The following is a 23227-nucleotide window of genomic DNA, read 5'->3' as shown; positions in this document are numbered from 1 at the left end:
TACCACTTGGGTGAGTCTTAGGGTCGTGAACCGGGGGAAACGCCGGTCCGCCGTTATCTTCTTTGCTCATGGAACACATATCTCCTTTTGTTCTATCCAGCTTGAGTCATATCCCTTGATACATTTCCAGGTAGCAAGGGCGCATTCGAATACATTCCATGCCCGCGCAATTTCTTCTTGCGTCCAGACATGGATTTCCACGTAACCGGGGTGTGTGCGGGATACAAAGATGTTTGCGCACACGTTTGGCCTTAAATTCAGCCCTCTGTGATAAGCGGAAAGCTGCCAATCCTGATCATATGCAAGCCGCTTTTCTTCCCACGGAGCCATGTCTTTCGATTTGTGATCAACAACAATTCCGGCCGATGGACTATGCAAATCGACCTTGCCGCCGTATCCAAGAGGAGACGCGAAAGCTGTTTCTGCTATCCAGTCGTTAACATTTGGAAATGCCTCGTAAAGCTTTTCTCTGACTGACTTGACGTGCCCCATGTATGCCAGAGTTACAGGCAGTCCTTTAAAACTTGCCTCAATTGCATCGTGGATCCTTGTTCCCTCTTCAGCGGCTTGGATGGCCTGTTGCTTTGAGTCATCCAGGACACGAGCGAGATAGGATTCATCCGTCTCTCCGGAGAGGCGTGGTAGTGTCAGCGCGGCAAGGATGCCTTGCTTCACTTTCCATTCCGTCAACGCTGACTTGTTGAGTACATCAAGAACGGTGGTTACGCTCGGTACCAGCGCAAGCTGTCGCGCGTCCTTGAGCGTCGTGTCACGCTCTTTTCCGTTCTTCCCGACGATGGTGTATCTCGGGGTTCCGTCTCGCTCGTACCAGTGGCTCATGATCAGAACGGAATATCGTCGTCCATGTCGTCAAATCCATTACCCGCCGCAACCGCGGCGCGAGTAACGGGGGCTGCTGGAGCGGCCTTGTCGCGCAGGTTTGCCACCATCCCCGTAAGTCTTTCTGCCTTGGTTGCCTTACCAAGGATTTCGCTTGCCGTCATCTGCGTGGATGTTTCGTAGCATCCGGTGAGATTCAATTTCGAACCGGTAGAGCCGTCTCGCTTCTCGTAGAATTCCTTCTGCAGCAGAACACCGATTGGCTTGTTCATCAGATCCGGGAATATGGTTGCGTTGACTTTCTGCTTGTTGCCATCAACCCATTTTTCAATCGTCGCCTGGGCTGGCTTGATCTGCTTCACGCGCATGCAGGTCATGAGAGCATTCAATACCTTGAAGCCGAACAATTCCTTGCCTTCCGTGTTATACGTCCACAGCGTAAGAAAACCGGCCTCGCTGCCGTCTTCCGCTTTAAAGGTGAACTCAATCCCTTCGGTTCCTTTTTCACTTTCCACTGCTTCGGCGCGGGTAAACGTTCCAGAGTATTTGCCGGTTTCAGTGATGCGGCTTTGCTCGGCTTGCTTGGCAGCTTCTGGATTCAGGTCGTAACTTCTCATGCTCATGCTCCTATGGTTGTCAAATCGTAATAAGCGCAAATTGCTTCATCGACGAGCTTCAGGTCATTCTCGATATGCTCATCGTCAAACATTCCCATGGGGGATTTGGTTGTGTCGTTGCCGCTGTTCTTGGTGGTAAAGAGGTATTGCCCGTTGATCACTGCGGTGCGCAAGACGATGGATACCAGGCCTTCAACAGTCAGCTTTTCATCCAGCATCCGACCTATGGTCTTTGCCTTAATCTTGCCGTTCATGTCTGTGTCGGTATGACACAGCATGTAGACGCGCTTGTGATCGGGCAGGGTGGTGGCGGTCGCCAGCACGTCATAAGCGTGACGCGCTATCTCGGTGAACTTGTCGTACCCCTTCTCATATGCCCGGTCGAAGAATTCACCAGCCATCAGATACTGGAAGTCATCAATAATGATGATGTCGCGCTGAGTCTTTTGGAGATACGCAACAACCAGATCTGAGGTGGCGCCAACTACGATGTTTCCAGGCGCGTCTTTCGAATGCCGTTTCCAGCCGGACGCCTTAAAAGGAAGAGGCTTTGGTTTGATCTGGATAAGCAGTGTCTCTGACGGATCGAAATTGCGAAGGCTTGCGCTCTTGCCAGTACCGGACTCCCCGAGAATGAATGTTGCTACGCTCATGTTCTTGCTCCTTAAGTTCGAAAGTTTCTTGCTCTTGCTGTCCTAATTGCTGCCAGTATTGAATCCCTGAATCATCCATTGCTGACCTTAAATATTTCCCGGCTATTACCCGAGACGGGACGGGGGAGGGTTATTCGGTTACTTCGACTTCTTGCCAGTCACTTAGCCACCGCTTGAAATTCGTCCATCCCTTTATTAATTCGGCCTCGTCGTCATGATTTGCGACGATGGTGTAGAAATCGCCCTGGTTATTTTTCATTACCGCCACTCGATACCGCACATTCACCTTCTTGGGGGCTATGCGAAGTTCTTGAGGATCAACTGGCGTGTATCCGTACTGCCAATAGATGACTGCGTCTGGGCCATGCATACCAACGAACTGCACTTTTACATACCCGTTTGCCGTCCTAAACTCCACCGGCTCTCCGGCCTTCGCTCGTTCCAGGTTGAATTCGTTACTCACTTACCCGTCTCCCTTAACGCGACGGCTGTCACATCCATCTCAATGTCGGATGCGCGACAGAGAACAACTTTTGGAACATTGTTATGATCCAGCCCTTCATTCATTTCAAGGAGCCCCCAAATCTCGTCACACGATTGCCTATTTGGGCACACAATCGAGAATTGAACGTCGCCAATCCTTCCTGTCGCTGCATATCCTTCAAAAACAGGAATTCCTTTCTTCATCACCACGTTCTTTTTCTGAAATCCGTCTGCTACTGGATGTTTGTTCATTCACACTTCTCCTTCTTCATTCATTCGCCGCGTAGAACTTGGCTGCGGCAAGGTCTATCGCATCCCGAAGGCTTCTCCGTGACTGTGTTTTCTGTCCCATGCAGTCAATGACTACATGCGCCTTATCACAGTCCTTGTATCGGTACTTGCCGTATTCCTGAAGCCAATCAAGACGCTCCTTATCAGTCATAAGCTGACGGCGTGGGTGCTTCACGGTTAGCTCCTTTGCAACCCATCCTTCCCAGCGACGGGGCGTGTCTATCGATCCCATGTTTCACTCCTGCGCCTATCGCACTAAATCATTCATCTGCCTATCTATGCGCCTGATTTTGTCGTGCAATCGTTGAGCGCTTTCAATGTGCGTCACTTTCGATAGCGTGTAGTAATAGCTCCTGCGCTCTCGTAGGAGATGGAGGTAAGGGGAAAGCTTCCTCGGCGAAACCATTAGGACAAGTGCTCTTGAGAAATTCATACACCCCTCGCAGGTAATCAATTACGTCATCCGTCATCTTCCACTCCTGTAATTAACTGGTGAGCGTGATGGGCGCCCATCCCCCACTTGCTAGCTGGCATGATCACGCTCATAAATCGGCGAGCACTGTCTGGATTTGAACCAGATTGCTGGCACATAGCCTGTATCCCACAAGTGTTTTCCACGACACCGACCCGGCTTTGAAAAGGTCTGATACAGTGCGTGTTCTCACCACGCCGCAGCGCTCTTCGTAAAAGGCTCTCTGGTTCCGATAGCTTCGCTTGGCAAACCGGACGTTACCTAAGCGCGAAGCCGCAAAAAGCCTTTTACGAAGCCGCCTATCTCTAGGCGGAAATGGTTAATAAAAGCAGAGACCTCTTACTCCTTTTTCTTTCAAAGTCCGGGCCGCTGCTTTCATAACAATGAAATCTCTGTGCTCGTCCTTGTCTTCCCTGCTGCGCTCTTTAAATCCGGCGTAATACGCATTCTTCATTTCTTCTGGAAGGTTCAGCATCCAGAAGTCTCCGAGCCCTGCATCAATCGCTTCTTTCACTGCTGCAACAATGCTCATCAGTCCAGCGCCCCCAATAGCGTCTTGGCTTGCTCCTCTGTGTCAGGCTCATCAGCCATCCACACCCGAGCAAACAGCGGCACAACGATCACAAGCCCGATAATCAGTCCGTATATCTCCATTTCCTTCTCCTTATTAAATTGCCGATTCCCAATATTTGCCGGAATGTCTATTACAGCCGGGCCGGTTTTGCGCCTCACTGATCCACAGCAACAGCGCGGGAAGATCAGTGAAACGATCCTGGGCAACCATGCGCGAGGCTAACCGCGCCACATCTATTAAGGAGGTACTCTCCCCGGCCAACCGCAGAATTCGTTATCGGCACACGCTTACGATTTACTGCCGACCTTTCATTTGTTCGTGTTGCGTATGGGAGAACTTTAGCAAACGCTTAAGCATAAGTCAAGCATATACTAAATTATTTTGCTACAATACTCCTAACGCTGCTGAGAAACGAATGCCACAAAGAGGGATGCTGATTTGAACGAGAAAAAAGTTAACCCAATACCACAGGCCACTTCCCGATTTGGTGGAGCGGATTATAAAAAGAGGGAATTTATTGCAATGCTGATTGGTACGTTAATCGGCATAGCTCTGCTGGCATATTGCTTCCGGCAGTATTACTGCGGACAACCGATTCAGTGGGGGATTGTTGCTTTTGTGATTGGCGTCTATCTGGGGATGGCAATCCAGGAGGATTTATTGACGCCGACAGAATTAAGAAAACTTGCAGAAAATAAGATTGAGCAAACCAACGGTTGTGCCAGCGGCAATCGTCCATAGCCACTTCCAATGCTCAAGGTAGAACTCGACCAGCATACGCGCGACTCGTGCGGTCCAGTGACGATGATAAAACCCTCCAATAATAAAAACTCCCGCATCGGGTGGGTTTTCATAAGGAAAATATTTCCCTTCATACCACTTTTTTATCCTGCTGAGCATGAGTTAATTTTACACGTTATGAACAACAAAAAACCCGCTCGGGGCGGGTTTGTTTTGGAGGAGGTTGAATGGAAAGAAGTGACTTTTACAGGGCCGCTATCGGGTCTGGCTGGTCAACAAAGAATGAATCGCGTCTGCCATGCGCTCCAGACCAACGGAAACATGTTCTGAAACAACTGAGTTCATACACACCACTCGTGCGGTTTCTAGTTCTTTCTCGAATGCACTTGGCAAAGATTGTTGAACGTGTGATGGCAAAGCTTTTACCAGGCAGGCCAACAAGGAGCAGAGAGCAAGATTCTCGCCCTTGAGTTCACATATTTTTACGGTTGCGTCTTGCAGCGTTTCCATGAATCCCTCTTGTTATGGTTGATGTGGAAATCAAATCTTAACATGGAGGGATTTCTTTTTTCTCCAGCTCTTTCTCAAGCTCGGTTATCCGCTTCCTTAGACGCTCATCCTCATTAAAGCCCTTGATAAGAAGTTCGCTCAAGGCAAACGCAATAGCCCGTATCTCCTCCGCTCTGGCCTTTAAAGCCCTGCGGTTTTCTACCTCGTGCAAATCTTCCGTGTATCTTTGGATTTGGTTTAGCTGGCCGACAACGTGAGTGAGAGAGGAGAGGTCCAATGCTTCAGGCAACAGCACGAAGCAATTTTTGAGGCAAGGTCAGAGGCAGGGCGGCATCTTCACGATTCCGTTCAGATACCACATCGTTATACGCAACGTTCCGTAGAAGTTCTATTTCGGGAGCAACGCCGACCCTCGTTTCTTCCAGACTAGCCGCAAGTTCTTCATCTTGAAGATGACTGGATCGAGACATTAGAAGCTGGAATCGCTTTATATCGGCCTCATTCTGGGCAGCTTTATCACCTGGTCGAACGGATAGCAGCATTGCGCCAAAGGATGCTGCAATCATGGAGCCCCAGGCCAAAGCACCTTGAGGCAATATGTCGGATACCCCCGCCAAGGCCGCGCTACCTCCCATAATGGCGCAGAATGAACTAAATGTCTGAACTCTGCGATACAGGCGAGCCGTTCGTTCCGCGAGCCGGATCGCGTATCGAATTTCACCTAGCAGTTCATCTCGTGTCTTTTCCATCTATCTCTCACTTGTGGGGCGGTGGCGCTGGCTTTGGTGGCGCCGGGGGCGGTATGCGCCGTGGGGGCACATGAGATTTCCATCCATCAGAGTTCATTATAGTTATTTTATTGGAGCGTTGATAAATCGAGTTGTTCCTTATTCGTGCACCATATGCATTAAGTGATCATCCAAGGCTTGCACCATACCACGTGCGAAGGTCGGGCTCCGGTGGGCCTCGCCGGCCGTATTTACGATGTAATCACGACCTTTATACATCACGGCAAACGCCAGACCGATAACCTCACCTTTCTCCGCATCTTTCAAGAGGGCCCTCAAAGCCTCGATTGTGTCATGTGAGATTGAATCAGGTGCAAGCGAAAAGGGACGATCCATCTTATTCTCCTCCTGTTGTTTTGGTTAGCAGATTATGACGTCGCTCTTGTTTTATCGTGTTTTCACGCTGGCGGCGCTCTCCGCCGATGCGTCTCCCTCCTACCATCTTCTCGTCTGCTGGAAGCAAGGAAGCGATTTTTAGTAGAGCGTCTCTCGATCCCTGATTCATGCGCCCCATGAGATGAATCATTCTCTTTTGTTCGTCTGTAAGCGGCCCTTCCTGCTCAGGTTCTTTCGAAGTTAGTGCGGCAACATCAAAAAATCCTATCGGCAGTTTGAGCCGAATACGCCACTTCTCTGCCGATTTTTCTCCAAACGAATAACCGTTCGCTATTTGTGAGAGATAGCTGGCTTGGCTTTGGGTGAGGTTATGTTTTTCTACAAACTTCGCGTGCCCGCCTTGATCCTCTATCAGCCGCTTTAGTTTTTCGCGCCGGATCTCCTCGTTTTTATTTCTTTCGTCCATCCGTGAAGTTTAGTAAAAAATTAACAAGTAAACACTTGACTATTAGTTAAGTATTTGCTAAATTCCCTTCCATGAAACTTAAAGACTACGTCAAGCATAAACGCGGCAATGCGACCTACTTGGCAGAGCGCCTAGATGTCTCCCTGTCATATTTATCTCAACTTTCCTCCGGAGGAGCTTCTGTTTCGCCCGAAAGGTGCGTTTTGATTGAAGAGGCCACGAGCGGAAAAGTAACCAGAAAAGACCTCCGTCCCAATGATTGGCATTTGATTTGGCCGGAACTGCGCCCCAAACCAAAGCCAAGATCGGTCGCTTAACTTCCATCCCCGGCGCTTTACTCCTTTCGGCCGGTTTTGTCCCTCCCTTCGGGGAGGGGTCTTTTAGGTAACAAAGGTTGTTAAAGATCATTTTTTAGTTCTTTTTTTGACAGTTGCATTTTCAGTCAGACAACAAAAGAAAAAAACGACGATTTAAAGAGGGTTTCGTCAGATGAGCATCAAAGACGTACTTTACAGGGCAGTACACGCATATCCGGGAGGTGTCGCAGCACTCGCGGCACGTATGGGGAAAAACCCCAATACGCTACAAAGCAAGATCAATCCCAATCTCGGCACGCATCACACGACCGCTGAGGAGTTGGAGCAAATCCAGACATTCACCAATACCGATGAGATTGCCAAGTACCTCGCGGCACAGAGAGGCATGATCTGCATCCCCGTTGTTCGGCATGAAGGGGCTTCAGACACGGAAATCCTCGATCTCGTAATTCAGATGAACACGGCTGAGTCCGGATTCCTCAGCGAAATGCAGCGCGCGCTGGCAGATGGCGGTGTGTGCGAAAAGGAAATGGCCGTGATTCGCAATAAGGCACACGAACACATGGCGGCAATCGCTGAACTGGTCAGCCGGATAGAGGGGATGGTGAGATGAAGACCGCTATGCAAGACACTTCCATTGCCGCTTATCACGGCCTCCCGGTCAAGACACTCAAGACTCAATCAGACCGCATCTGCGAGATCGTTGAACGCTATCACGGATGGCTAGGCGGAAATATCAGCTTGAAGGAAATACAGAGCATACACAGACGGAATTACGGCGACATCGAGCTCAGCACCGTATCTGCCCGAGTGAATGGGCTTGTAGCGGCAAAGAGGCTGGAGAGGTTGGAAGGGACGCGTAAATGCTCGGTAACCGGGGTGAATATTCACCCTTTGAAGCCCGTGGAGAAGCTGCAGTGAACATGCGGGATTTGCCGGATAACGAGGATTACCTGGGTTTTCTCCGGCAGAAAGTGCAGCTCGCCGAATCATCCGGATTCGAGATAGACGATAGCGAGATAAACCCTCTCCTTAAGCCGCACCAGAAAGCCATTGTGAAATGGATGGTTCGTGGTGGCCGGCGCGCTTGTTTTGCAGCCTTCGGCCTTGGCAAAAGCATGATCCAGATCGAGGTGGTGCGAATCACCCAGGAGAAAGCCGGGGGTATGGGACTTATTACTTTGCCCCTAAATGTCCGCCAGGAATTCATCAATGACGCCCATGTATTGGCCACTGGCGATCATCCCGATATTACCGATGCGCAGCGTGCGGAGCTAAAGCAATGGCAAGCGGGCAATCCTTCCCGGATTCCTCAACTCAGCTTCATTCGCCGAATCGAGGAAGCCGCTGATCCTGCCGGCATCTATCTCACCAACTACGAAACGGTTCGGGACGGAAAGCTCGAACCCCGCCTCTTCTCTGTAGCCAGCCTGGACGAGGCCTCTTGTCTGCGCGGGTTTGGTGGCACCAAGACATTCAGAGAGTTCATGGGATTGTTCGCTGGTGACTACAAAACCATGAACGATCGCATTCGTTCAGACGGCGTGAAGTATCGCTACGTTGCCACTGCCACGCCTAGCCCAAACGATTACATAGAGCTGCTGGCGTACTCCGCATTCCTGGGGATTATGGACGTATCGCAGGCGAAGACTCGCTATTTCAAGCGAAACAGCGAGAAAGCCGATCAGCTCACTATTCATCCCCACAAGGAACAGGAATTCTGGATGTGGGTTGCATCCTGGGGGTTATTCGTCAACAGACCAAGCGATCTTGGCTTCTCTGATGAAGGATACGTTCTTCCTGAATTGGACATCCGCTGGCATGTGATTCCTTCTGATCACACCAATGCTGGCGTGGATATGGATGGCCAAGGCCGAATGTTCAAGGAAGCCGCCATAGGCGTGGTCGAGGCCTCGAGGGAAAAGCGGGAGAGTCTGAATGCGCGCATCACGAAAATGCTTGATCTGCGCAAAGAAGATCCTCTTGCTCATCGAATCATCTGGCACGACCTCGAGGCAGAGCGTCACGCGATCGAAAAATCTATCCCCGGCATTGTCTCTGTTTACGGTTCGCAAGACCTCGATTCCCGAGAGCAAGCCGTATTCAATTTCTCAAACGGTTTCCTGCCGGAACTGGCCGGAAAACCTTCAATGCTCGGCAGCGGCTGCAATCTGCAGCGTCATTGCCACTGGGCAATCTACCTTGGTATCGGGTTCAAGTTCAATGACCTGATCCAAAGCATACACAGGCTACAGCGCTTTTTGCAGAAGCATCGAGTACGCATAGACCTGATCTACACAGAAGCAGAGCGCGAGGTTCGCCGGCAGCTCGAACGCAAGTGGAAACAACATAACGAACAGGTGCGAATCATGGGAGAGATTATCCGGAAGTACGGACTCTCAAATGCAGCCATGGCCGAGTCTCTGACTCGAACATTGGGTGTTGAGAGAGTGGAGGTGAAGGGTGACGGCTACACCCTCATCAACAACGATTGCGTGATCGAGACGCGCAACATGAAAGAAAACAGCGTCGATCTGATTGTCACCTCGATACCGTTTTCAACTCAATACGAATACAGCCCGAATTATGCCGATTTTGGGCATTCCGATAACAACGATCACTTCTTCCGGCAGATGGATTATCTGGTGCCGGAGCTATTCCGGGTGCTTAAGCCTGGACGCATAGCTGCAATCCACGTCAAAGACCGGATTGTGCCTGGCGGACTCACAGGCCTCGGTTTCCAGACCTTGTACCGCTTCCATTCCAAAACCGCTGATTGCTTTGAGAAGCACGGATTCGGCCACATGGGAATGAAAACCATCGTTACCGATGTTGTGCGGGAGAACAACCAGACATACCGCCTTGGCTGGACTGAGCAGTGCAAGGACGCGACCAAGATGGGGTGCGGTGTTCCTGAATACCTGCTCCTTTTCCGCAAACCTCCCACTGATACCAGTGACAGTTACGCAGATGAGAAAGTTAAGAAGAGCAAGCCTCTCGTCGTCGCGGAAGATGGGACTCGTGTGCCGTTCGAGCCGAGAGACAGGCGCCCCATTGTGCCAGGAACAGGATACAGCCGTGCGCGGTGGCAGATTGACGCCCACGGCTTCACCCGCTCATCTGGCAATCGGTTGCTGACTCCGGAAGAGCTTGAAGGGCTGCCTCATGAGCGAATCTTCAAGATGTTCCGCGACTACTCCCTGCATAACGTCTACGACTTTGAGCATCACGTAAAGATCGGAGAGGCAATGGAAGCAAAAGGCACGCTTCCATCCGATTTTATGCTTCTACAGCCTCAATCATGGCATCCCGATGTATGGACGGACATTACCAGGATGCTGACCTTGAACGGGGCTCAGTCCGCGGCCGGGAAAGAGGGGCATCTCTGTCCACTTCAATTCGACATTGTTGACCGGGCAATAGAGCAGCTTTCCATGCCCGGAGAAACAGTAATGGATCCTTTCGGCGGCCTGATGACGGTCCCGTACCGTGCAATCAAGTTGAAAAGAAAAGCGATCGGGATTGAACTGAACTCGCGCTATTTCCTTGACGGCGCGGCTTACTGCGAAGCGATGGCTCGCCAAATGGCTATGCCTGATCTGTTCGCTTTCGAGCAAGAGGAGGTTTGCGCGTGAGTACAGACACAAAAAGAAACTTCCAAGGGGTTTGGATACCGGCAGCTATCTGGCTGGATAGAAGTTTATCAATCACCGAAAAGGTGATGCTCGTGGAAATCAACAGCCTTGAATCTTCAGATAGGGGCTGTTACGCAAGTAACGATCATTTTTCCGAGTTCTTCGGCCTATCAAAATCGAGAGTATCAGAACTCATCAGCGGCCTTGCTGCCAAGGATTTGGTGCGCGTGGATCTGATACGGGAGGGAAAGCAGATTGTAGGCCGTCAAATCTGGATGACGGAAACCGGACGTTTGTTAGCCGGAGGTGTGACCCCTTCGGAAAAGGCGACTACCTCTTCGGAAAATACGCATACCCCTCTTCGGAAAAGGCGTAGACCCTCTTCGGAAAACACGGTGACCCCCTTCGGAAAAGGCGATGACCCCTCTTCGGAAAAGGCGAAAGAGAGTAATACAGATTCTAATAATACATTGAGTAATACAGAGAGTAATCCAGTATCTCTGCCGGCATCCGCCGGCGAGAAAGTTCCTTCTGCTGACACAGAATTACAAGCGGTCTGCAGAGCAACATGGAAAAGCTACTCCGATGCTTACTTCAATCGGTATGGAGTAGAGCCGGTCCGCAACGCTGCGGTGAATACCTCGATCAAGAGCTTTGTTCAGAAGCTGCCTTACAACGAAGCGCCCTACGTAGCAGCCTTCTTCGTTTCCCATAACGACAAGTTTTACGTTCAAAAAACCCACCCTGTTTTCCTTTTGCTGAAAGACGCGGAAGGGCTTCGCACGCAATGGGCAACAGGCCAGGCAATGACTTCAACCAGAGCCGCGCAACTGGACGGCACGGCCACCAATGCGAACGCGGCGCAAGAGGCAATCGCAATGCTCAGGAGGAGGAACGGACATGCATCAGTCTGAAATGGAAGCCCTGATTAATGCGCTTACCGCAACTGCTGAAGTCATGGGGACGGAACTAAAACCTGCATCCATCATGCTCATGACGGATGACTTGGCAGACTATCCATTTGACTCTGTTCTGGCGGCGCTCAAGCGGTGCAGGCAGGAAATATCTGGTCGTCTCACATTGGCGGCCATTGTTGAGCGTGTTCAAGCTGCGGACGGAATGCCAGGACCCGATGAAGCATGGGCAATCATGAGCCGTCCTGAAGGCGACACGGTAGTAATGACGGAACAGATGGGTGAGGCGATGCAGTCAGCAAGGCCTCTGCTTGCAGACGGAGAAAAGATCGGCGCCAGGATGGCATTCAAGGATGCCTATACCCGAATCGTTGCTGATGCCAGAGAAAAGCGAATCAAGCCGAAATGGTTTGTTTCTCTCGGGCATGACAAGGAGGGTAGGGCAGAGCCGATAGCGGAAGCGGTGCGCACAGGGAAACTGAGCCTTGAGCACTCGCTTGGATTGCTTTCTCCAGACAACAAAGCTCAAGTGCTGCAACTGACCGGAAACGTCAATCATCCCTTCCTGCTGGAACACAAACAGGCGCAACTGGAAGAGCAACAGCCGTTGGATGCTGCAAAAGGGCTGAAGCATATCTCCGTCCTCAAAAGCATGCTGGCCGTAAAAGCGATTCCGCAAGAGGAAGAGGAAGCTTGAGATGGGCTACACCACCGTTTCCACCTCCATGTTCCATCCCGACATGCAGCAAACCCCAGAGAACGTAGCGAAGGTGATTGAGATTGCGGGGTGGACAGCAGAAGAGGCTGCAGAAGCAATTGACGTAGCAACCAGCAATATTGAGTCTGCCGTGACTGGCGAGTATGCATTGCTGGAGCGTGAGTGGAAAAAGCTGCTCGATGTGGCCGGGCGCAGGGCGTTTGATGATGGGTGTGACGAGTGAAAGTAGCGGTTCTTTTTGCCCGCGGCGATAGCGTCTACAAATCCCTTCCGGGCTGCGACGTCTGGGACATAGAGCGTGATGCGCGCAAATGGCCCGGAGGCTGCTCGGTAGTGGCGCATCCTCCCTGTAGAGCATGGGGAAGGTTAAGGCATTTCGCCAAGCCAAGATCAGATGAGAAAGAGCTGGCCTTGTGGGCAGTGAAGCAAGTACGCAGATTTGGTGGCGTACTCGAGCATCCCGCGGCCTCAACGTTATGGCCTGCAGCCGGATTGCCGTTGCCAGGTGAGAGAGATGAATTTGGTGGATGGACTCTTCCGGTTTACCAGCATTGGTGGGGGCATAGAGCAGAGAAATCGACACTGCTTTATATCGTTGGCTGCAACCCGGCAAACATTCCTGAGATGCCATACAGAATCGATGAGCCAACTCATGTTGTTCAGAGCAGAAAGCGCGTAGGCAGCAGACCTCATATCAGCAAGGCAGAGCGTGAGCATACGCCGCGCGACTTCGCGATCTGGCTCTGCGAGCTGGCCAAGAGATGCGCCAAGCGGGAATTGGAGGCTGCATGAATTGGCGAAAACTGAGCCCCTACGCCATAGCCTGCGAGCCCTACACCATCAGCAAGGCTCTGGTGAATGGCGAGCCGCGATACACGCTATGGGAAGGGGAGAGGATGGTCGGGATTTTTAGAACGCCGGAGGAGGCGAAGGAGAGGGCTGAGGTAATGGTAGAGAAGGAGGTTGAGAGTGTTTGATTTTAAATCCTGCGCTGTTGGTTTCTTCGCTTTTTCGGTCATGTACGGCCTCTTTTCGCTGAACTCAAAAATTGAAAGATTCTTGATTGCTGAAGAGTGCAGGAAGAACGGAGTGTTCGTTATTGGCGCAGCAAGATTCGAATGCCAGGAAATTAAGCTGAAATGACATTCCGCCGAGCCGCGCGCGTAGACGCAAACCAACCCGAGATAGTAGACGCGTTCCGCAAGATGGGCTGCTCTGTAGCCATAGTGTCACAGCTCAAAAAGCTGTGTGATTTATTTGTTTCCAAGAATAAGAAGACTGCCGCTATCGAGATAAAAGACGGCTCTCTACCCAAAAGCAAGCGTCAGTTAACCGAAGGAGAAATGGACTTCATGCATAGCTGGAAAGGGCTGTATTTCATAGTCGAGTCGCTGGATGACGTGGCACGAGTCGTGAAGGAGTTGGAGGCGTGAGCGCAATATCAGGAACACGTAGGGCATTAAAAGAGCTTGTCGATGGGACTATCAGAGTCCAGATCGACATCGATCCACGTTTCAAAACTCAGTTTCACCAGATGTTTCCAAATATCGATATGCCGGTAGCCATTGCTCCGCTCGTATCAGATTTTGAGCGGCAGGAAGAGGAAAAGCCGAAAGGAGGCCCGTTGTGCAGACTGGCCGGCATCTGGTGCAAGGATGAGGATTTTCAGGAATGGCTATACATGGCTTACAACGATGGCGTTCCTGTTGATGAAGAAGAGGCGGCAGACTGGATAAGAGTCACATGCGGAGTTGCCTCAAGGTCAGAACTTGATCATAACGAAGCAGCGGCGGTGAAATTCCAGGAGAGGATTCGCGCTCCGTACATGGAATGGATGAAAACGAGGAAATGATGAGGAGGTATGCGTAATGACACCAGAACAATTTTGTTATTGGTTGCAGGGTAGGGCAGAGATGCAACCCAACAATCCGCCGAGCGCGGAAGAGTGGAAGATCATCGCTGATCACTTGAAGTTGGTGTTTAAGAAAGAAACACCGGTTCGTTTGCCGGCTCCTGGTCCGTCTGAGCTTAAGCGGGCTCAAGATGATTTGAAAAAGAATTTGTGGCCGAACGTTCAGCCAAATATCAATCCTTTTCTCGATAGATCATCAACTGGTATTGCTCCAATTAACCCCGTTGAAATCATTTGCTGAGGAGATACATGACCAAAGCAACTGAAAACCACATGGATCGCGTAGCCCAACTCCCCTGCATCGTGTGCTTTTACAAGATGGGCATCGAGACTCGGCCAGTCGAGGTGCATCACGTATCCGTTCCTGCTGATGACTGTGCCGTAGCGCCATTGTGCGTCGAGCATCACAGAGGTGCTACAGGCGTGCATGGGCTGCAGCGGCGCACAAGATGAATGGCTATCACCGGGGACGAGGGTTGGAGGCTGTGAACAAAACTGGTTTCAGCAATCAGCGCAAAGAATTTTTGGCGAAGGTAGACATAAAGGTGGAGAAGTGAAGAGTGCCGCGCTTCCCGCTTGGATGTACAGAAACCCAGAAGAGATAGCAGACGGCCTTATCGCTTACTCAGCCAAGACAGAGAAAGCCGAGAAGCGTAAGGCTGATTTGCATGTGTTGCATCGGAGGAGGCGTATCAGGGCGCTGGTGAGGCAGGTTAAGAAGAATGGAGGGTCGAGCGTTGGTTGAGGGTTGCGAATATTTCTCGGTATGCACCGAAACGTCTGATTTTGTGTTTTTAAGGATCAATGAGAATGGGTCGTTCAGAGGGAACCAGCTCTCGCCTATGGCTCCAAGCCATGTTCCAGAGTTTCTACAGTTCATGTTGGATGAAAAAAGGTTGCTTGTTATAGCCATGAGCGGATCGAGCGTGATTTGTCGCAAGGTTAAGGAGAAGATCGTTGAGCGCTAAGATATACAATGCAGTATCAGAGAATTTCATTCGACAAATGCGCAATTGGGCGCTCACCACGGCTGGGGTTGTTTCGAGCAATTATCTCATCAGCTCCTGTTATGATCCTGCCCCGCGGGATACGTACGGAGATGGGCAGAGACAGCCGGTATTGATGGGGGAAGCGGAGGACGTGAATAACGCTCTGCTCCAGCTTCCGCTCAGATATAGACAGGCTGTTTCATTGTTCTGGCAGTATGAGGATAGGCCGCTCGCCTGGTTTGGTCGTAGACTTATGATCGATTGGCGCACGTTTGAGGTGCGAGTGATGCATGGGCACGAGTTGCTAAGGAGCGAGTTAGCAAAGCAAGCAGAGAAAGTGGCGATTTACCGTGAAGCCGCAATGCGTACGAGTACGCTTGACAGGCAGGTTTTGTAGGTTTACACTTGAGCTTGTCAGATGTTTAGAAATCCGTCAACAGAAAGCCTGCCATCGAGCGGGCTTTTTTTGTGCCCGTGAAAATCAAACTATTCTCCCTTCTTGTTGCTGTTACCTACACAGCATCACTCGTAATAACTCTTTATTCCAGTAGCTTTGCCATCTCTCTATAACTACAGATGGCAGCAAGAGCGCAAAGTATTCCTCGGACGTAATCCATTCTGCGCGCAATGCGCAAAGCAGGGTAAGCGCACTATCGCAACGATAGTCGATCACATCATTCCTCACAAAGGCGATTTAGAGAAGTTCTGGAACAAGGATAACTGGCAAGCCATGTGCAAGCCATGCCACGACTCGCACAAGCAGAGACTGGAGAAGTCCGGGCGCGTGATTGGGTGTGACGCATCAGGCAGGCCGGTTGATCCTAATCATCATTGGAATAGAGAATGACCACGAGAGAGCGTAGGCGCATGAGGCGCGCTGTTTACAAGTGCGGGCATCTCGCTGACCTGTGGCGCCAGGGACGCATAAGCCCGGGACAGTATTACAGAGAAAGAAACAAGATCATCTCTGTGTGGGTGACTGATGTTGTGGCCGCTGCTGTCTCCAAGAGTATTGAGTGGGATAAAGCATGAATCACAAACGAGGCAAACCAAAGAACTCTAGAGCAGGTTGCCTGATGTGCAAGCCCCACAAGATGAACGGCTATCGCCGTGGACGCGGATTAGAGACTGTAAATAAAACAGGATTCAGCAATCAGCGCAAAGAATACCTGGCTTCAAAAGACCTGAAAGAAGCTGCGTGAACAACGAAAGAGAGGGGGGGTGCAAATCTCTGTCTCCTGAGGCTCTAGAGCGCGCCGTCCCCTTCGCTTTCATAAACCGTAACAAAAAAGGTAAGAAATGGCTAAAAAATCCGCTGCCAGTTTATCGGTGGTCGCGGTCAAGCCAAGGGATTCCCGTCTAGAGCCGCCGGCAAACATAACCGACAGGCAAAGAGAGTTATGGCTTGAGATCGTCGCATCCAAGCCTGCTGACTGGTTCACACGCGACGCGCAATCTCTGCTCCTGGGTTACGTCAAGGCGATAGCGTCATATGAAATTCTTTCCGCTCGTGTGGATGCTGTCGAGGCGCAGGGCGGCATGGATGATCTGAAGGACGAGGACAAGCTCTATGCCATGCTTGAACGTCAAGCTCGCCTGGTGCAGTCCTTTGCCACAAAGATGCGCCTAACTCAACAGGCTAGATACACAACTGGATCGGCTGCCACTGCCACGGAAAAGGCAGGCAAATCTAGGCCATGGGATTAAGATCAGATCGAAATATTGCCTGGATCGAGAAGCTGTGTCGCATACCAGAAGGGAAGTTAGTAGGTAAGCCGGTACATCTCACCGAGCATCAGAGAGAGTGGGTCCGGGATATTTATGATTCGCCAACGCGAACATTTATCCTGAGCATGGGGCGGAAAAATGCGAAAACAGCTTTTTCCGCTTTTTTATTGCTCCTCCATCTGTGCGGCCCAGAATCGAAGCGTAATTCTCAGCTTTACAGCGCGGCGCAAAGCCGGGAACAAGCGGCGATACTTTTCGCCTTGGCGGCCAAGATCGTCCGGATGTCGCCCGATCTGGCGCAGTACGTCGTTATTCGGGATACCGCAAAACAGCTCTTCTGTCCAGAACTGGGAACTCTCTACCGGGCGTTGTCTGCCGATGCATCCACTGCATACGGCCTGAGCCCGGCATTTGTCGTTCATGACGAACTGGGGCAGGTTAAGGGAAACCGTTCGGAGTTGTACGAGGCGCTGGAGACTGCCGCAGCGGCACAGGAAGAGCCGCTTAGCGTCATCATCAGCACGCAGGCACCTACTGATGCCGATCTGCTCAGTTTGCTGATAGACGATGCGCTATCGGGCGCCGATCCTCGCGTGAAGGTGAGGATACATTCCGCGCCGATGGATACGGATCCATTTGGCGAAGATGCGATACGTGCGGGCAATCCGCATTACGACATCTTCATGAACCAGCAGGAGGTTCTGCGCCAAGCCGAAGAGGCGCGGCGCATGCCTTCGCGTGAAGCGGCGTACAGGAATCTTGTATTAAACCAGCGCGTGGAAGCGCGTGATCCATTCGTTTCTCGGCAACTCTGGATAGATAACACAGGGAACCCGATAACCGATTTTGAAGGACTGGAGGTCTACGGCGGACTTGATCTGTCGAGTGTATCTGACCTCACTTCTCTGGAGTTGATCACCAGGCAGAGCGAGAAATGGCACGTAAAGTCCACTTTCTGGCTGCCGCAGGAAGGCTTGGAGCAGAAAGCAAAAACAGACCGGGTTGCATACGATGTATGGGCAGAGCAGGGGTATTTAGAGACCACTCCGGGACGCTCTATTGAGTACGAGTTTGTTGCTGCATACCTGAGACGCGTATTCGATCGGTGCAACGTACGAGCGATAGCCTTCGACCGCTACAACATGCGGTTTCTCAAACCGTGGCTTGAGCGGGTTGGCTTTACGGAAGAAGAATTAGAGCGTTTCGTTGAGTTCGGGCAGGGCTTTGCCAGCATGTCCCCGGCGATCCGGGAACTTGAATCGCTTCTTCTGGCAAACAAGCTGGAACACGGCATGCATCCTGTTTTAACGATGTGCGCAGCAAACGCCACGGTAGTTAAAGACCCGGCAGAGAATCGCAAATTTACGAAAGCCAAGGCTACAGGAAGGATTGACGGAATGGTTGCTCTGGCTATGGCGGTAGGCGTTGCGTCGTCGATGGAAGCGATAGAACCGGAACCGGATTTCAGATGGGTATGAGTCTGATCGGTCGCATAAAAAATGCATGGAATGCGGCATTTCCCGTTGGTTTTCAGAGTTCCAGGAATAGCGTATTTTTTCTTCGCGGTGACGATGAAAGCGAGATCTATGTAACACACGAAGCCGCTTTTATGTCTGCCGCAGTCTGGGCGTGTATTGATGTTGTTGCGTCAAGCCTGGCTTCATCAGACTGGAACGTGTATTCCGGCGTACGGGGAGGCGACAACAAACAGGCAATACCGAGCGATAACCTGCAATATATCCTGAATACCCGGTTCAATCCGGAGATGACGGCGCAGGCCGGTAAGCGCGCTCTTGCCATTGCCGCTGTCGGCTACGGTAACGGATATGCCGAGATTGAGCGCGATATGTCTCGGCGCGTCGTTGCGCTGTGGCCTATCTCGCCCGATCGAGTCACACCAATTCGCAATGAAGAAGGGAAACTAGTTTATCGCGTCAGCCAGAATAGCGTGGGAGGCACGGTAGACCTCGATCCTACTGATGTGTATCACGTGCGCGGCCCAAGCGTAGTTGGTGCGGTTGGTGATGACATGATCAACAAGGCTATAAAGACGATTAGTCGGATGATAGCCATAGATCAGTTCGCATCCTCGTACTTCTCGAATAATGCAGAATTAGGGACGATCTTCACGTACAAAGGAACGCTGACGGAGGCTAAGCATGATCTGATAAGAAAGCGTCTTTCTGAAAAACACATCGGGTCAAAAAAAGCGTTCACCCCAGGCATTTTGGAAGGTGGGGAATGGACTGTTAACCGCTTAGATACAAACGCGGATAAAGCTCAACTTGTCGACGCTAAATACCAGATCGTCGAGGAAGTCTGCCGCTGGTTCCGTGTTCCCCCTCACAAAGTAGCGCACCTCCTGCGCAGCACGAATAACAACATCGAGCATCAAGGTTTAGAGTTTAGCCGCGACACGCTCCGTCCCTGGGTCAAGGAAATTGAGCAAGAGGCTGACTTCAAGCTCTTTCCAGCTCGTGGCGCACAGAAATTCGTTGAGATCGACATCGACTGGGCCTCAGAAGGAGACTTCGAGAGTCGTATGCGCGGTTTCTCAACCGGCATCACCGGTGGCGTCTACTCAGTGAACGATGTTCGCCGGAAGCTCGGGGAGAATACTTTGGGCCCGGAAGGTGATGTACACATGATCCAGGGCGCCATGATGAAGCTGGAGGATGTAGGAAAGAACATGCTTCCCGCTCAGACCAAGCAGCAAGACAAGCCGGTAGCGCAAGCGTGGCTTGAATCTGTTTATTGCCGTATCGAGCGACGCCGTAACAGTCGGGCGGCCAATCTACAAAAGGCGGGGCGCAAGGACTGGATAGAGCAATCTAACAAAGATGCTGAGACTTACGCTAACGAACAGGTGTCTGAGCTGTCGAGCGCTCTTGGAGACAAGATGGATGCCGCAAAGCAACGGGCGCTAGAAGTGGCGAACGGAATTCATCCGCCGTATTTTGCGGCGGCATGTGTTTTTAAGGGCGAGCATGAATAAAGTTTTCTTCGCAAAGAAATCCGGGAAACGAGGCGAGATTTACATATACGAGGACATCGGCGAGGGCTGGTTCGGTGGTCTGACTGCCAAGGCCTTTTCGGACACGATGCGCGAGATCGGCGACGTGTCGGCGCTCGACATCTACATCAACTCCCCGGGCGGATCGGTATTTGATGGCGTAGCCATTTACAACCAGATCAAGCGCTTTAATGGCGAGAAGATCATTCACATTGACGGCATAGCGGCCAGTATCGCCTCGGTTATCGCTATGGCAGGAGACGAGATCCGGATTGCCGCAAACGGCATGATCATGATTCATGATCCGTGGGGCATGGCAATCGGCACGGCAGAGGAAATGCGCAAGACTGCTGATTCCCTCGACAAGATCCGGGACACCATTACCGGCACGTATGTTGCCAAAACAGGCCATGACGCTAAGAAGGTTACAGACTGGATGGCGGCGGAGACATGGATGAATGCAGACGAAGCGGTAGAGCTTGGCTTCGCTGACAAGATCACGGAAGAAAAGACCGTGAAAGCCGAATTCACCCTGCTTTCGAAATTCAACAAGGTTCCCGAGCAACTAAGGAAACAGAGCAAAGCGTCGGGCGCTTTAATCGCCCGAATGGAAATGCGCAGTAAACAGATTCGCGGTGCCAGCACCGGAAAATAAGGGCCAGCCCTTTCAACTAAACCACAGCCGCCTCGAGCGGCTTTTTTATTTTTGAGGACAAGAAAATGCAATTTTTGATAAACGTGCTCTCCGGGCTGGCTTTCTTCAATAATGCCGACACCCTTGAGCAACTGCAAAACCGTTTGATCGAACTGAAAGACGCGGCCAATAACATCCAGGCACGCGCCGATGCGGAAAAGCGTGAACTGACTGCTGACGAAACGAAGGAAATCGAGGAAATCTTTGCCTCGTTCCAGAATGTCGAGGCCGACATTGCTCGCAGGGAACAAATCAACGCCATCAACGCCAAGGTTTCGGCTCCTGCGGGCCGTAAAGTGAATCACGAGATCGAGGAAGCAGATCCTCAAGCCAAGGCTACCGAGAAGCCCGGTACCAAAATCTATGCTACTCCACGTAGCACGGATGCGAACAAGTGGGGTTTTCGTTCGCAGGCTGAATTCTTTGATGCTGTGGCTCGCTCGTCCGCAAAGGGCGCGCAAACCGATCCTCGGTTGATCGCAAATTCGCCTTCTACATACGGATCAGAAGGTGTTGGTGCAGACGGTGGCTTTGCTGTCCCTCCTGAGTTTCGCTCTGCCATCATGCAGAAAGTGATGGGGGAGGATTCACTTCTCTCGATGACGGATCAACAACAAACATCCGGCAACGGCATAACCTTTCTCGCAGACGAAACAACTCCTTGGCAGTCTTCTGGCGGGATTCAGTCGTATTGGGAGTCTGAGGCTAGTCAGATGACACAGTCCAAGCCGAAGTTGGTAGAAAAAACTGTTAAAGCGAACAAGATTATTACGCTTGTCCCGCTTTCCGATGAATTGCTTGCTGACGCTCCGGCTATGGCGAGTTACGTCAACCGCAAGGCTCCCGAGAAAATCAACTTCCGCCTGAATGACGCAATCATTAACGGTTCTGGTACTGGAATGCCTCTCGGGATCCTGGCGTCGCCCGGCACTGTTGAGGTTGCGAAAGAAACTAGCCAGACAGCCGACACGGTAAATCACAACAACATCATTAAGATGTATTCGGCTCTGACGCCGAGCGCCCGCGCCAAGGCTCGCTGGATAGTCAATCCTGATATTGAGCAGCAGCTCATGACCATGAGTTTTCCCGGTACCGGCACTGCCGTTCCGGTATATCTGCCTCCTGGCGGTCTTTCTGCTTCTCCCTACGGGACTCTCTTAGGTCGTCCGGTAATCACCAGTGAAGCCTGCTCTGCGCTCGGAGACAAGGGCGACATCATTTTCGGTGATATGTCCAGCTACCTGAGCGTTGTCAAGGTTGGGGGTATCCGCTCGGACGTTTCCATCCATGTCTGGTTCGATTGGGACATCACTGCTTTCCGCTTCATCCTGCGCGTAGGCGGTCAGCCATGGTGGAACAGCACGATCGCTGCATTCAAGGCTGGAAGCTCTGCCCGTGGTTTCTTCGCAACCCTGGCGGATCGCGCCTAAGTATAAATAACGGGGCTTCGGCCCCGTTTCATGAATTCACTTAAAGGATACGGACATGCAAACAACTACCAAACCGAGCGAGCGCGTAGCAGTTGCCGCTGTTATCGCGCCTGGAGCCCTGACTGCTGGCGCTAAAAACTCTGGCTGGATCGACTTGGCGACTTATACCCGTCTGATGGCGGTTATTTCAACCGGCACGATGGGCGCGTCCGGTACGCTCGATGCCAAGTGGCAGCAAGCAGATGACAGTTCGGGCACGAACGCAACCGATGTCGGCACCACTCTTACGCAAATCGTCAAGGCCAGCGGCGACAACAAGCAGGCTGTGATGAACTTTGTTCCGAGTACGGATTACACCGAAAAGCGTTATGCGCGACTGGTTATGACCGTCGGCACAGCAACTTCAGACGCATCAGCAGTGGTGCTGGGCTTTGATGCCCGTCATCTGCCGGCCAGTGACAACGACTTGTCTACGGTGGTCCAGATCGTAGGATGAAAACCATACGTCTCTTAAAAAACGTGATTGGCGGAGACGGAGAGCCCTTGAAAGAGGGCTCTTTGCATTCCCTCAACGATGCGTCTGCAAATCACTGGCTGAAACGCGGGCTGGCGGTCGAGGAAAAGGCAGAAGAGACCGCATCCGATGCCACTCCTCGTCGTCGCAAACAGAATAAGGGTTAACAATGGCAACCTTCGTCAAATTCCACTGCTTGCATACCGACATAGCGGCTGGCACGCACGCCAATGCGATCAATGCAAGTACAGACACGCTCAAGGCCTATCTGACCAACGCTACGCCGGATCAGGCTCTTGATTCGGTTAAAGCTGATCTCGCGGAAATCTCTGCTGGTAATGGTTACACGGCGGGCGGCGTCGATATACAGAATTCTGCGTCCAAGAGCAATGGAACGATCACAGTCACGGCAACGGACGTGACCATTACAGCTTCCGGTGGAACGATAGGCCCATTCCGATATGCGCCGATCTACAACGACACCTCGGCGAGTGATTCGCTGTGGGGCTACTACGACTACGGCTCATCTATCACGCTGAACGATGGAGAGTCGTTCACGATTGACTTTGGCGCGTCTCTGGCGACGTTCTGA

The 23227-nt window shown here is 51.6% G+C and carries 38 protein-coding genes; 26 read left to right on the top strand and 12 right to left on the bottom strand.

Features of this window, described 5'->3' with window-relative positions:
- Window positions 1-66: 66 nt before the first annotated feature.
- The 8 genes from BMY01_RS09000 to BMY01_RS18615 all read right to left on the bottom strand — a co-directional run bounded on the left by BMY01_RS09000 (window position 67) and on the right by BMY01_RS18615 (window position 4010).
- Window positions 67-840 (bottom strand): type II secretion system protein, encoded by a 774-nt coding sequence (locus tag BMY01_RS09000; RefSeq protein WP_074746397.1) that lies wholly within the window; start codon window positions 838-840, stop codon window positions 67-69.
- Window positions 841-842: 2 nt separating this feature from the next.
- On the bottom strand, window positions 843-1457 hold the full coding sequence (locus tag BMY01_RS08995) for a hypothetical protein (RefSeq protein WP_074746395.1): 615 nt from the start codon (window positions 1455-1457) through the stop codon (window positions 843-845).
- 2 nt (window positions 1458-1459) lie between these two features.
- Window positions 1460-2110 (bottom strand): AAA family ATPase, encoded by a 651-nt coding sequence (locus BMY01_RS08990; RefSeq protein WP_074746393.1) that lies wholly within the window; start codon window positions 2108-2110, stop codon window positions 1460-1462.
- Window positions 2111-2240: 130 nt separating this feature from the next.
- A complete protein-coding gene (locus BMY01_RS08985; RefSeq protein ID WP_074746391.1) occupies window positions 2241-2573 on the bottom strand; it encodes a hypothetical protein in 333 nt (110 codons plus the stop codon).
- Window positions 2570-2845, bottom strand: a complete 276-nt coding sequence (locus tag BMY01_RS08980) for a hypothetical protein (RefSeq protein WP_074746389.1) — start codon at window positions 2843-2845, stop codon at window positions 2570-2572. Before BMY01_RS08980 ends, BMY01_RS08985 begins: the two co-directional genes overlap by 4 nt.
- Before the next feature lie 16 nt (window positions 2846-2861).
- The gene (locus BMY01_RS08975) at window positions 2862-3116 is read right to left on the bottom strand and encodes a hypothetical protein (RefSeq protein ID WP_074746387.1); all 255 of its coding nucleotides are present in this window, start codon (window positions 3114-3116) and stop codon (window positions 2862-2864) included.
- Window positions 3117-3675: 559 nt separating this feature from the next.
- The gene (locus BMY01_RS08970; protein ID WP_074746385.1) at window positions 3676-3888 is read right to left on the bottom strand and encodes a hypothetical protein; all 213 of its coding nucleotides are present in this window, start codon (window positions 3886-3888) and stop codon (window positions 3676-3678) included.
- On the bottom strand, window positions 3888-4010 hold the full coding sequence (locus tag BMY01_RS18615) for a hypothetical protein (RefSeq protein ID WP_302848425.1): 123 nt from the start codon (window positions 4008-4010) through the stop codon (window positions 3888-3890). Before BMY01_RS18615 ends, BMY01_RS08970 begins: the two co-directional genes overlap by 1 nt.
- A 358-nt stretch (window positions 4011-4368) precedes the next feature.
- On the opposite strand from BMY01_RS18615, the gene BMY01_RS08965 reads away from it, so the two are divergent.
- Window positions 4369-4671: a hypothetical protein gene (locus BMY01_RS08965; RefSeq protein ID WP_074746383.1), complete on the top strand. Its 303-nt coding sequence runs from the start codon at window positions 4369-4371 to the stop codon at window positions 4669-4671.
- A gap of 255 nt (window positions 4672-4926) precedes the next feature.
- Here BMY01_RS08965 and BMY01_RS17385 read toward each other — a convergent pair whose 3' ends face one another.
- The 4 genes from BMY01_RS17385 to BMY01_RS08940 form a co-directional block, all read right to left on the bottom strand.
- On the bottom strand, window positions 4927-5181 hold the full coding sequence (locus BMY01_RS17385; RefSeq protein WP_139176830.1) for a hypothetical protein: 255 nt from the start codon (window positions 5179-5181) through the stop codon (window positions 4927-4929).
- A gap of 281 nt (window positions 5182-5462) precedes the next feature.
- Window positions 5463-5930, bottom strand: a complete 468-nt coding sequence (locus BMY01_RS08950; RefSeq protein WP_074746377.1) for a hypothetical protein — start codon at window positions 5928-5930, stop codon at window positions 5463-5465.
- Window positions 5931-6068: 138 nt separating this feature from the next.
- Window positions 6069-6305: a hypothetical protein gene (locus BMY01_RS08945; protein WP_074746375.1), complete on the bottom strand. Its 237-nt coding sequence runs from the start codon at window positions 6303-6305 to the stop codon at window positions 6069-6071.
- A gap of 1 nt (window position 6306) precedes the next feature.
- A complete protein-coding gene (locus BMY01_RS08940) occupies window positions 6307-6771 on the bottom strand; it encodes a hypothetical protein (RefSeq protein WP_074746373.1) in 465 nt (154 codons plus the stop codon).
- Between the two features lie 71 nt (window positions 6772-6842).
- Between BMY01_RS08940 and BMY01_RS08935 the strand changes: the two genes are divergently transcribed.
- From BMY01_RS08935 to BMY01_RS08810, 25 genes are all read left to right on the top strand, one after another.
- Entirely contained in the window at window positions 6843-7088 is a 246-nt protein-coding gene (locus tag BMY01_RS08935) for a transcriptional regulator (RefSeq protein ID WP_074746371.1), read from the top strand.
- A gap of 172 nt (window positions 7089-7260) precedes the next feature.
- Complete coding sequence (locus BMY01_RS08930) at window positions 7261-7701, top strand: phage regulatory CII family protein (protein WP_074746369.1); 441 nt, start codon at window positions 7261-7263, stop codon at window positions 7699-7701.
- A complete protein-coding gene (locus BMY01_RS08925) occupies window positions 7698-8009 on the top strand; it encodes a hypothetical protein (RefSeq protein WP_074746367.1) in 312 nt (103 codons plus the stop codon). Before BMY01_RS08930 ends, BMY01_RS08925 begins: the two co-directional genes overlap by 4 nt.
- 2 nt (window positions 8010-8011) lie before the next feature.
- Window positions 8012-10723, top strand: a complete 2712-nt coding sequence (locus BMY01_RS08920) for a DNA methyltransferase (RefSeq protein WP_074746365.1) — start codon at window positions 8012-8014, stop codon at window positions 10721-10723.
- On the top strand, window positions 10720-11637 hold the full coding sequence (locus tag BMY01_RS08915; protein ID WP_074746363.1) for a helix-turn-helix domain-containing protein: 918 nt from the start codon (window positions 10720-10722) through the stop codon (window positions 11635-11637). The genes BMY01_RS08920 and BMY01_RS08915 overlap by 4 nt, the downstream gene beginning before the upstream one ends.
- Window positions 11624-12334, top strand: coding sequence for a hypothetical protein (locus BMY01_RS08910; protein WP_074746361.1), 711 nt, complete (start codon window positions 11624-11626; stop codon window positions 12332-12334). Before BMY01_RS08915 ends, BMY01_RS08910 begins: the two co-directional genes overlap by 14 nt.
- 1 nt (window position 12335) lies before the next feature.
- On the top strand, window positions 12336-12578 hold the full coding sequence (locus BMY01_RS08905; RefSeq protein WP_074746359.1) for a hypothetical protein: 243 nt from the start codon (window positions 12336-12338) through the stop codon (window positions 12576-12578).
- Window positions 12575-13147 (top strand): hypothetical protein, encoded by a 573-nt coding sequence (locus tag BMY01_RS08900; RefSeq protein WP_074746357.1) that lies wholly within the window; start codon window positions 12575-12577, stop codon window positions 13145-13147. Before BMY01_RS08905 ends, BMY01_RS08900 begins: the two co-directional genes overlap by 4 nt.
- Window positions 13144-13332 (top strand): hypothetical protein, encoded by a 189-nt coding sequence (locus tag BMY01_RS08895; protein WP_074746355.1) that lies wholly within the window; start codon window positions 13144-13146, stop codon window positions 13330-13332. The genes BMY01_RS08900 and BMY01_RS08895 overlap by 4 nt, the downstream gene beginning before the upstream one ends.
- Window positions 13325-13498: a hypothetical protein gene (locus BMY01_RS18065; RefSeq protein ID WP_217638640.1), complete on the top strand. Its 174-nt coding sequence runs from the start codon at window positions 13325-13327 to the stop codon at window positions 13496-13498. The genes BMY01_RS08895 and BMY01_RS18065 overlap by 8 nt, the downstream gene beginning before the upstream one ends.
- Complete coding sequence (locus tag BMY01_RS08890) at window positions 13495-13788, top strand: hypothetical protein (RefSeq protein ID WP_074746353.1); 294 nt, start codon at window positions 13495-13497, stop codon at window positions 13786-13788. Before BMY01_RS18065 ends, BMY01_RS08890 begins: the two co-directional genes overlap by 4 nt.
- Window positions 13785-14207: a hypothetical protein gene (locus BMY01_RS08885; protein WP_074746350.1), complete on the top strand. Its 423-nt coding sequence runs from the start codon at window positions 13785-13787 to the stop codon at window positions 14205-14207. Before BMY01_RS08890 ends, BMY01_RS08885 begins: the two co-directional genes overlap by 4 nt.
- A gap of 16 nt (window positions 14208-14223) precedes the next feature.
- The gene (locus tag BMY01_RS08880; RefSeq protein WP_074746349.1) at window positions 14224-14508 is read left to right on the top strand and encodes a hypothetical protein; all 285 of its coding nucleotides are present in this window, start codon (window positions 14224-14226) and stop codon (window positions 14506-14508) included.
- An 8-nt stretch (window positions 14509-14516) separates the two neighbouring features.
- On the top strand, window positions 14517-14720 hold the full coding sequence (locus BMY01_RS08875; RefSeq protein ID WP_074746347.1) for a hypothetical protein: 204 nt from the start codon (window positions 14517-14519) through the stop codon (window positions 14718-14720).
- A gap of 504 nt (window positions 14721-15224) precedes the next feature.
- A complete protein-coding gene (locus BMY01_RS08860; RefSeq protein ID WP_074746341.1) occupies window positions 15225-15653 on the top strand; it encodes a hypothetical protein in 429 nt (142 codons plus the stop codon).
- A gap of 156 nt (window positions 15654-15809) precedes the next feature.
- The gene (locus BMY01_RS18775; RefSeq protein ID WP_217638639.1) at window positions 15810-16103 is read left to right on the top strand and encodes an HNH endonuclease signature motif containing protein; all 294 of its coding nucleotides are present in this window, start codon (window positions 15810-15812) and stop codon (window positions 16101-16103) included.
- Between the two features lie 181 nt (window positions 16104-16284).
- Complete coding sequence (locus BMY01_RS17775) at window positions 16285-16458, top strand: hypothetical protein (RefSeq protein WP_175463236.1); 174 nt, start codon at window positions 16285-16287, stop codon at window positions 16456-16458.
- A gap of 97 nt (window positions 16459-16555) precedes the next feature.
- Window positions 16556-16963, top strand: coding sequence for a hypothetical protein (locus BMY01_RS08845; RefSeq protein WP_074746335.1), 408 nt, complete (start codon window positions 16556-16558; stop codon window positions 16961-16963).
- A complete protein-coding gene (locus BMY01_RS08840; protein ID WP_074746333.1) occupies window positions 16954-18462 on the top strand; it encodes a terminase large subunit in 1509 nt (502 codons plus the stop codon). Before BMY01_RS08845 ends, BMY01_RS08840 begins: the two co-directional genes overlap by 10 nt.
- Window positions 18459-19979, top strand: coding sequence for a phage portal protein (locus BMY01_RS08835; protein ID WP_074746331.1), 1521 nt, complete (start codon window positions 18459-18461; stop codon window positions 19977-19979). Before BMY01_RS08840 ends, BMY01_RS08835 begins: the two co-directional genes overlap by 4 nt.
- Window positions 19972-20652 (top strand): head maturation protease, ClpP-related, encoded by a 681-nt coding sequence (locus BMY01_RS08830; protein WP_074746329.1) that lies wholly within the window; start codon window positions 19972-19974, stop codon window positions 20650-20652. Before BMY01_RS08835 ends, BMY01_RS08830 begins: the two co-directional genes overlap by 8 nt.
- A 143-nt stretch (window positions 20653-20795) precedes the next feature.
- Complete coding sequence (locus tag BMY01_RS08825) at window positions 20796-22121, top strand: phage major capsid protein (RefSeq protein ID WP_175463235.1); 1326 nt, start codon at window positions 20796-20798, stop codon at window positions 22119-22121.
- Between the two features lie 55 nt (window positions 22122-22176).
- The gene (locus BMY01_RS08820) at window positions 22177-22617 is read left to right on the top strand and encodes a hypothetical protein (protein WP_074746325.1); all 441 of its coding nucleotides are present in this window, start codon (window positions 22177-22179) and stop codon (window positions 22615-22617) included.
- On the top strand, window positions 22614-22802 hold the full coding sequence (locus tag BMY01_RS08815; protein WP_074746323.1) for a hypothetical protein: 189 nt from the start codon (window positions 22614-22616) through the stop codon (window positions 22800-22802). The genes BMY01_RS08820 and BMY01_RS08815 overlap by 4 nt, the downstream gene beginning before the upstream one ends.
- Before the next feature lie 2 nt (window positions 22803-22804).
- Window positions 22805-23227 (top strand): hypothetical protein, encoded by a 423-nt coding sequence (locus BMY01_RS08810; protein WP_074746321.1) that lies wholly within the window; start codon window positions 22805-22807, stop codon window positions 23225-23227.

Origin of the sequence: Nitrosospira multiformis (genome assembly GCF_900110185.1) — a bacterium.
Classification (GTDB): Bacteria; Pseudomonadota; Gammaproteobacteria; order Burkholderiales; family Nitrosomonadaceae; genus Nitrosospira; species Nitrosospira multiformis_A.
The sequence above is the reverse complement of the archived record's forward strand: the minus strand, read 5'-3'. Positions and strand labels throughout refer to the sequence as shown.